Source organism: Flavobacterium cyanobacteriorum, assembly GCF_002251835.1.
Lineage (GTDB): Bacteria > Bacteroidota > Bacteroidia > Flavobacteriales > Flavobacteriaceae > Flavobacterium > Flavobacterium cyanobacteriorum.
The window spans coordinates 1-2,546 of the sequence record NZ_NOXV01000084.1 but is presented as its reverse complement, the minus strand read 5'-3'; the positions used below and the strand labels follow the sequence as shown (position 1 = coordinate 2,546).

At 41.2% G+C, this 2,546-nt stretch carries 4 protein-coding genes; all 4 read left to right on the top strand.

Features of this window, described 5'->3' with window-relative positions; genetic code table 11:
• Positions 1–170: 170 nt before the first annotated feature.
• The 4 genes from idi to CHU92_RS00900 are packed head-to-tail and all read left to right on the top strand — an operon-like array spanning position 171 to position 2,427.
• Positions 171–698, top strand: a complete 528-nt coding sequence (gene idi / locus CHU92_RS00915; RefSeq protein ID WP_094411678.1) for an isopentenyl-diphosphate Delta-isomerase — start codon at positions 171–173, stop codon at positions 696–698.
• A 19-nt stretch (positions 699–717) separates the two neighbouring features.
• Positions 718–1,128, top strand: coding sequence for a 6-pyruvoyl trahydropterin synthase family protein (locus CHU92_RS00910; protein ID WP_094411676.1), 411 nt, complete (start codon positions 718–720; stop codon positions 1,126–1,128).
• Between the two features lies 1 nt (position 1,129).
• Entirely contained in the window at positions 1,130–2,101 is a 972-nt protein-coding gene (locus CHU92_RS00905) for a type I phosphomannose isomerase catalytic subunit (protein WP_094411674.1), read from the top strand.
• A gap of 56 nt (positions 2,102–2,157) precedes the next feature.
• Positions 2,158–2,427, top strand: a complete 270-nt coding sequence (locus tag CHU92_RS00900; protein ID WP_094411672.1) for a hypothetical protein — start codon at positions 2,158–2,160, stop codon at positions 2,425–2,427.
• Positions 2,428–2,546: the final 119 nt, after the last annotated feature.

The following is a 2,546-nucleotide window of genomic DNA, read 5'->3' as shown; positions in this document are numbered from 1 at the left end:
CGTCCTTACTGCACCCTGATAAAAGCAGTACTAACGCAAAGGTGACTGGTAGTTGTTTCATTTTAATTGGTTTTATGCGAAAAAATTAATTTTGTTGATTATAAAGATAATCAAAAGTTAAACCATTTAAAAAATGCAAAGATTTTCTTATTTTTGGAGCATTACACATTATGACAGAAGAAAAAGTAATACTTGTAAACGAAAAGGATGAGCAGGTAGGCCTGATGCCGAAACTGGAAGCGCATCAAAAGGCAATGCTGCACCGGGCTTTCTCGGTTTTTATACTGAACTCCAAAAACGAGATAATGCTGCAGCAGCGGGCTGCTACCAAATACCACTCGCCACTGCTGTGGACAAATACTACCTGCAGCCACCAGCGTGAGGGTGAAACCAACCTCCAGGCCGGAAGCCGCAGGCTGATGGAAGAAATGGGTTTTGTTACAGAACTTAAGGAGCTTTTCTGGTTTATATATAAAGCCCCTTTTGATAACGGCCTTACCGAGCATGAGCTTGACCATGTAATGATTGGCTACTATGACGGCGAGCCCGACATTAACAGGGAGGAAGCCGAAAGCTGGAAATGGATGGGTATTGATGAGGTAAAGGAAGATATGGCGCAGAACCCCGAACTTTATACAGTGTGGTTCAGGATTATTTTTGATGAATTTTACCATTACCTTGAAGCACATAAATTATAATTAAACGAACAATCGATATATGAAGGTTACCGTAAGCAGGAGCGCCCATTTTAATGCCGCGCACCGCCTGTACAGGAAAGACTGGCCCGATGAGAGGAACCAGGCCGTTTTCGGTAAATGCAGCAATCCTAATTTTCATGGGCATAACTATGAGCTTATAGTAAATGTGAAGGGTGAAATTGATCCTGAAACAGGGTATGTTATGGATATGAAAATATTGAAGGATATTATTGCGCAGGAAGTTGAAGAGCCATTTGACCATAAGAACCTTAACCTTGAAGTGCCTGACTTTGCTGACCTGAACCCTACTGCCGAAAATATTGCAGTGGTTATTTGGAACAGGCTGCGAAGGCGAATTGAGAACACAATGGAACTTGAGGTGGTATTATATGAAACGCCACGCAACTTTGTAACCTATAAAGGCGAATAGTATGGATACACCTTTGTACCCTTTAGTTTTTAAACCTATACTGCAGGACAGGATATGGGGCGGGACAAAATTAAGAACCGAGCTTGGAAAAGAAAATCTTCCGACCGAAACTACGGGTGAAAGCTGGGAATTGTCAGCTGTAGAGGGTAATGTAAGCATAGTGGCTAACGGCAGCTTTGCCGGTGAGCCTCTTACTGCATTGCTGGAGAGGTATCCTCAAGAGATACTCGGGCGGGACGTATTTAGCAGGTTTGGCCGCCAGTTTCCGTTATTGTTCAAATTCCTTGACGCACGCCAAGACCTTTCGATCCAGGTTCACCCTAATGATGAGCTGGCCCGGAAAAGGCATAATTCTTTTGGGAAGACAGAAATGTGGTATGTGATGCAGGCAGACAAAGGCGCACGCATTATAGTAGGCTTCAAACAAAAGTCGGGCCCTGAGCAGTACCTTGAGCATTTAAAGAATAAGGACCTGATTAAGATACTTAATGAGGTACAGGTAAACAAAGGAGATGTATTTTTTCTGGAAACAGGTACTATACATGCCATAGGCGCAGGTATAATGATAGCCGAAATACAGCAAACATCTGATATTACTTACAGGATTTATGACTGGGACAGGGTAGATGCTTCGGGTAAATCGAGGGAACTGCATGTTGACCTTGCCCTTGATGCCATGAACTACAATACAACGGATACACAAAAAAGTTATGACAGCGAAAAGAACAGCAGCAATATAATGGTTGACTGCCCCTATTTTACCACAGGTTTTTTACCTCTTGAAGGTAAGGTGGAAGTGCATAAAGAGGGCAGGAGCTTTACTGTTTATATAGGTACTGAAGGTGCTTTTACTGTAAAAGCTGACGGGCAGGAGCATAATTTTAAAAAAGGGGATACAGTACTTATGCCGGCAGCACTCAAAGATTTTAGCCTTGAAGGCAATGCTTCGTTGCTTGAAGTTTATATAAGGTGATGGCACTACAAGTAAATTAATAATTGTAATTTTGTAAAAAATTAAACAGAATAAATATGGCAAGCGTTAGGAATTTAAAGAAGGATATCAATTTTGTACTGGGTGATATCATAGAGGCAGTATATCTGTGGGAACTGGCCAATACGGGCAAGCCCACAAAAGAATCAGAAGCAGTAGTAGATGAAGCTATAGTTACTTTTGATAACCTCATGAAAAAGATCAACCAGAAAGGTGTTGAGGATAAGAAAGAGCACTTCAGGCAAATCAATAAAGAATTAGAAGAAGCTGCTACACAACTTGTTGGGAAAATCAATCAGTTAGCGTAAAGAATTTCATAAAAAATTACGGAAATTGTTTTGTAATTTTCGATTTCAAAATTATATTTGCAACCGTAATTGAGTTGCCGGTGTAGCTCAGCTGGCTAGAGCAGCTGATTTGTAATCAG

Bases quoted from the DNA above. Each gene is read 5' to 3' on its own strand.
- CHU92_RS00905 (WP_094411674.1), top strand. From the start codon at position 1,130: ATGGATACACCTTTGTACCCTTTAGTTTTTAAACCTATACTGCAGGAC.
- CHU92_RS00900 (WP_094411672.1), top strand. From the start codon at position 2,158: ATGGCAAGCGTTAGGAATTTAAAGAAGGATATCAATTTTGTACTGGGT.
- CHU92_RS00910 (WP_094411676.1), top strand. From the start codon at position 718: ATGAAGGTTACCGTAAGCAGGAGCGCCCATTTTAATGCCGCGCACCGC.
- idi (WP_094411678.1), top strand. From the start codon at position 171: ATGACAGAAGAAAAAGTAATACTTGTAAACGAAAAGGATGAGCAGGTA.